The organism is Methylophaga sp. UBA1464 (assembly GCF_002325665.1).
In the GTDB taxonomy this organism is placed as follows: Bacteria; Pseudomonadota; Gammaproteobacteria; order Nitrosococcales; family Methylophagaceae; genus Methylophaga.
This window is the reverse complement of sequence record NZ_DCSO01000096.1, coordinates 56888-62082: the sequence shown is the minus strand read 5'-3', so window position 1 is coordinate 62082 and position 5195 is coordinate 56888. Positions and strand designations below refer to the sequence as shown.

Genomic DNA, 5195 nt, shown 5'->3' with positions numbered 1-5195 from the left:
ATCAATTGTCCTCAGAGCATATTGAAAAATACTGGAATCAGGACACGCAAATGGCCCTGGTTGCTACACCATCTAACCCAACCGGCACCATTATTGATAAAGACAGCTTAAAAGCCCTTGCAAAAGCTGTAAAAGCCAAACGGGGAGTATTAGTCGTCGATGAGATTTACCATGGATTAAATTACGATAACGTGCATTTACCCTCCATTTTGGAAGTAGATGACGAAGCGATCGTGATCAACAGTTTTTCCAAATTCTTTGGTATGACCGGTTGGCGATTAGGCTGGTTAGTGGTGCCGGAAAGTCTCGAGCCGGTTATGGATCGTCTGGCTCAGAATCTGTTTCTGGCTGCACCGACTACGGCACAATATGCTGCGCTGGCCGCATTTGACCGAGAAACTCAGGATATCCTGGAACAACGTCGTCAGGCATTTGAAAAACGTCGGGATGTATTGCTGCCAGCTCTGCAAACATTAGGTTTTTCGATACCGGTCAAACCCCAGGGTGCGTTTTATTTATATGCGGATTGTCGTAAATTTTTAAACGACACCATCCCTGATGGTATGGCATTGTGTAACTATCTGCTGAGCGAAGCAGGAGTAGCCATTACGCCGGGTAATGATTTTGGGAGCCATCTCGCTGATCAGCATGTGCGATTTGCCTACACAACAGATGAGTCACGGTTAATACAGGCTGTTGAGCGGATTTATACCGCTTTACGTAAGTTTTAGAGCATTACTCCAACGATGAAACCAACACAAGTTGCCGATAGTTATAATCAAATTGCTGACGTTTGGAACAGTGACAACTTCAACCGTGACAATGGCATCAACCAACATGAACGGGCAATTGCATTTGTAAAACACAGATCAAATGCTTTGGATATTGGCTGTGGAGCCAGTGGACGAATTATCGATTTGTTAATTCGTCATGGGTTTGCAGTTGAAGGGTTGGATATCTCAGAAAAAATGCTTGGATTTGCTCGTCAGAGACACCCAAAGCACACCTTTTACCATGCCGATATCAGCAAATGGAAAATTCCCAGACAATACAGTTTTATATCAGCCTGGGACAGCATCTGGCATTTGCCATTAAATCAGCAGCAACCTGTTATGACCAGGTTAATCGATGCCCTGACACCTGGTGGTGTATTGATTTTTACCACTGGTGCTATGGATAAGGCATCTGAAAAAACCGATTCGGCCATGGGGCCGCCAATGTATTACAGTGTTTTGGGAATTCCTGAGACTCTCAGGGTCATTGATGAAGCGGGTGCGGTCTGTCGGCATCTGGAATATGATCAATATCCGGAGTTACACCTTTATCTGATTGTACAAAAACCAGAAGAAGCACTGGACTGATTATCCATGGTTCGACTCAAAGCCTGTTTATACTCTGAGTCGAACCAAAAGGCTGATGTTTATCTTTTCCGTAAAAATTAATGGTAATGTCGGGCAGCGTTAATCACTTTTTTTGCCATGGCTTCATCTTTGCAACGATCAGCAATGTCACCTAACGTTACAATGCCCACCAGTTCTTCGTTTTTAGCATTATTTAAAACTAAAAAACGTTGAACCTGTTGATCAGCCATATTCTGAACGACTTCCTCAATCGGTTTATCTTCATAGGTATACAAAACCCGTTCAGTAGCAATGTTTCGGGCTTTCTGATGAGGATCTTTCGCCTCAGCAACTACTCTGAGCGCGATGTCACGATCGGTTATTACGCCAATGATTCGGTTCTCTTTACTCAATGGCACAAAACCCAAATTTTTATCGCGCATAATTTGAGAAACTTCCTGAATGCTGACGTCGGCATCAAGATAAAAAGGTTGTTTCGTCATCACATCTTTCACTCGCAACATAGAATTTCTCCTTAGATTGTCTCATTTGAGATGAGGGTCAGCCCAAAACACAGGCTCACATAAAATACATGGAGCAGCAGAGAGGAAATTCAACCCAATTGAGAAGTTGATTCAGCCAGCAGTATTTTGCTGTTTGAGTACTTAATTAAAACTAAATCACCTTCTTTGTTAAGTTGCTTTCCAGACTTTTGAGTTGCTGTAAACAATCACGTTGACTCAAAAAGGCCAGTTCCTCTTGATTCTCAAGCCAGGACTCAAGCTGCTGCATAGTTTCAGCATGACGTACTTTCCACTCTGCCAATATCCGAGGTGCATGGAACACTGGAGGTTGCCCAGCATTTTCCGGTAGTTGGGCAATATGCCACTTACACAACTGTGGATCATTGATCAGTCTGATGAATGCATGTTGTTTGGGTTGTTCGGGGAGCGCTGACAATTGTTGATCCAAAGCCACCAGAATGGGGGATGGTCTTTTTTCTTCCGGGCAACGAAGCAGACCAGACCATTTAATCAGTTTACTGCGTCTTGAACCACCACTTATCCAGGATAAGGGAATAGACAACATCAATCCACCGGTAATCGGCAGTAACCAGTAAAACAGTTCAATGCTCAACAACAAAGCAATAACGGCGAGAATGATGCCGAACAATGTATGTCCCGCATGAGCTCTGGCCACAGATGACCAACTCAACGCGCCATCATTTCGTGACTGTGGCATCCAGCCACTGTCCTTACCGCGAAAAATTCCAACAACCACACCAAACTGATGCACCATTAATATTGGCGCATACAAAGCGGACATGAGTATTTCCAGAATAACGCTAAACGTCAGCAGAATCGGGCCGCCAAACTTCATGCAACGTGGAATATTTATCAGCGCTGCAAACCAGCCGAATACTTTTGGTGCAATAACGATAGCCATTGAGACGATAAACAGCGTTAGCGCGCGTTCAGAATCGAATACGGGCCAGGTGGGAAAGAGTGAAGGATTAGCAAAATATTCCGGACGGACGTATCTGGCCTGAACAGCAATGGCTAGGCCGACAACGATGAGAGACAGCCAGAAAACCGCACTTAAATATGACATCAGTCCGGAAAATATATGTAAACGGGTGGGTAATACAAACCCCTGAGCAAACATAAATGGCGTGTGTTGCAGATTGCCCTGACACCACCGGCGATCCCGAATCATGATATCAATCAGTGAAGGGGGAGACTCTTCATAAGTAGACTGGATATCCGTATCAAATCGAACTCCCCAGCCAGCACGTCGTAATAATGCGGCTTCAATAAAATCATGACTCAATACATGACCACCAAAAGGTGGTTTACCCGGCAAGAGAGGTAAATGTGATGACTCGGCAAATGCACGAGTACGGATAATGGCATTATGGCCCCAAAAATTAGACGAAAGGCCATGCCAGGCGGATAAGCCTTCGGCATAAATTGGGCCAAAACAATGATTGGCAAACTGCTGTAGTCGGCCATAGAGCGTATTGGCACGCACAATGGTCGGTAAGGTTTGTATTAATCCCACACTGGGTGATGCCGCCAACCGCCTGGATAGCGTCAGCATACTTTCTGCATTCATCACGCTGTCCGCATCCAGCACGATCATAGCGTCATAGGCACCGCCCCAGCGTTGTACCCAATCTCCGATATTGCCTGCTTTACGCTCGGTATTCTGCTGACGTCGGCGGTAATAAACCGGACAGCCTGATTCATCCTTGTTTATGAGATCAAAAAATGCCTGCTCTTCAGCAATCCAGGCATCTGCCTTGTTGGTATCACTGAGCAGAAAAAATGCATATTTTCCCGGTGCCTTTTCCAGTAAGTCATCACGCATCACCTTGAGTGCTGCCTTGATACGAATAGGATCTTCATTATAGATGGGCAGCAATATGGCGGTAGTAAAGTCGGGTTCCCGTTCGGGTTGTTTAATCAGTCTTGGCTTGAGATGTAATAAGAAGCCGAGCAATGCCTGGGCGAAAGCAAACGAGACCCAAAGGAAGTTGATGCTGAACAGGATTAAAAACAGCCACTGCAGATTAGTGACGACATTGGTTGTGCTTAACACACCATAGATTTCAGAAACACCATAATATGACAAACCCAACATCACCCCAAGCACAAATAACCGGGAAATGAGTGTGCGCAAGATGTAGAAAAATGTCCGCTGGCCAGGGCGCATTGGGAGTCCCTGTTCGTAGACACCATGGCGCGGCATTGCCAATGGCGATTCGGGGGGCAGAGCAGGTTCGTAATGAATGCGCTTTTCTGTATTGTTAATCCGTAAATCCAGGGTCATAGAGAATTGTTCCAGTCCCTGCTAATCCATCTGTAAAGCCATGTGGGAGCAGCATTTACATCATGCTTGTTTAACTGAACCCGTAACTCCGCCACATCAGCATCTTCAGCATCAAACGTGATAAATACCCTTGCACCATTGATATGCGGATTTGCCTCAATACGACTTTCCATAATCTTGCCCTGGCTGATGCTGGCGATAACCTCAATTTGATCCAGATCTTCGCTGCTGATATTACTGTAATCGATCAATACTTCCTTATTACCATCAAACAGTTTCAGGCCACTGGCACTGCCGACGATGCGAGTTTCATTCATATCAGCCGGCACATCATCGGGCGATATTAACGTGTAGGAAAATTTAAAAGGTTCACCTTTTTTAAGACCATCCGCGGGTTTCCAATAAGCAACAATATTGTCATTTTCTTCAGAAGCCGATGGGATCTCAACCAGTTCTACCTGACCTTTACCCCAGTCACCTGCCGGTTTAACCCAGGCGGAGGGACGCTGATGATATTTAGCTTCCAAATCCTGATAATAATTGAAGTCGCGGTGTCGTTGGATTAAACCGAAACCTTTCGGGTTTTCATCGATAAAAGCACTGACTTGCAAAGTTTGTGGATTAATCAGGGGGCGCCAAAGCCGCTCACCCTGACCATTTAGCATTTGCAGTCCTTCGGAATCGTGTACTGCAGGACGATAATCAAGCTGATCGGGGCGATCCATACCACCATGCATAAACATGGAAGTTAACGGTGCAAGTCCGGCATGTTTGATATCTGCTCGCGGAAATAATATAGCGTCGACATCAACCCTGCTGGGGGCACCTGGATGAATGCCAAAACGATAGGCTCCTGTGATGCTTTTACTGTCAAGTAAGGCATGTACCACAATGGCATTCTGTTTTGATGAAGGTCGTTCAATCCAGAACTTTTTAAATAGTGGAAACTCTTCACCTGTGGGTTGTGCTACATCAATGGCAAGTCCGCGAGCTGAAATACCATACAGCTGTCCTTGCGATACG

At 45.3% G+C, this 5195-nt stretch carries 5 protein-coding genes; 2 read left to right on the top strand and 3 right to left on the bottom strand.

Features of this window, described 5'->3' with window-relative positions; translation table 11 throughout:
• Both B3O33_RS13385 and B3O33_RS13380 read left to right on the top strand, forming a co-directional pair.
• Positions 1-731: aminotransferase class I/II-fold pyridoxal phosphate-dependent enzyme (locus B3O33_RS13385; RefSeq protein ID WP_292363811.1), on the top strand; the 731-nt coding region annotated here is incomplete at its 5' end.
• Positions 732-746: 15 nt separating this feature from the next.
• Entirely contained in the window at positions 747-1361 is a 615-nt protein-coding gene (locus B3O33_RS13380) for a class I SAM-dependent methyltransferase (RefSeq protein WP_292359576.1), read from the top strand.
• A gap of 77 nt (positions 1362-1438) precedes the next feature.
• Here the strand turns inward: B3O33_RS13380 and B3O33_RS13375 are convergent, their stop codons facing one another.
• The 3 genes from B3O33_RS13375 to B3O33_RS13365 form a co-directional block, all read right to left on the bottom strand.
• On the bottom strand, positions 1439-1864 hold the full coding sequence (locus tag B3O33_RS13375; protein ID WP_292359575.1) for a CBS domain-containing protein: 426 nt from the start codon (positions 1862-1864) through the stop codon (positions 1439-1441).
• A gap of 151 nt (positions 1865-2015) precedes the next feature.
• The gene (gene mdoH, locus B3O33_RS13370) at positions 2016-4172 is read right to left on the bottom strand and encodes a glucans biosynthesis glucosyltransferase MdoH (protein WP_292359573.1); all 2157 of its coding nucleotides are present in this window, start codon (positions 4170-4172) and stop codon (positions 2016-2018) included.
• Positions 4169-5195, bottom strand: a 1027-nt coding sequence (locus B3O33_RS13365; RefSeq protein ID WP_292363810.1) for a glucan biosynthesis protein, incomplete at its 5' end; no start/stop codon positions are given. The genes mdoH and B3O33_RS13365, both read right to left, overlap by 4 nt.

Bases quoted from the DNA above. Each gene is read 5' to 3' on its own strand.
- mdoH (WP_292359573.1), bottom strand. From the start codon at position 4,172: ATGACCCTGGATTTACGGATTAACAATACAGAAAAGCGCATTCATTAC.
- B3O33_RS13375 (WP_292359575.1), bottom strand. From the start codon at position 1,864: ATGTTGCGAGTGAAAGATGTGATGACGAAACAACCTTTTTATCTTGAT.
- B3O33_RS13380 (WP_292359576.1), top strand. From the start codon at position 747: ATGAAACCAACACAAGTTGCCGATAGTTATAATCAAATTGCTGACGTT.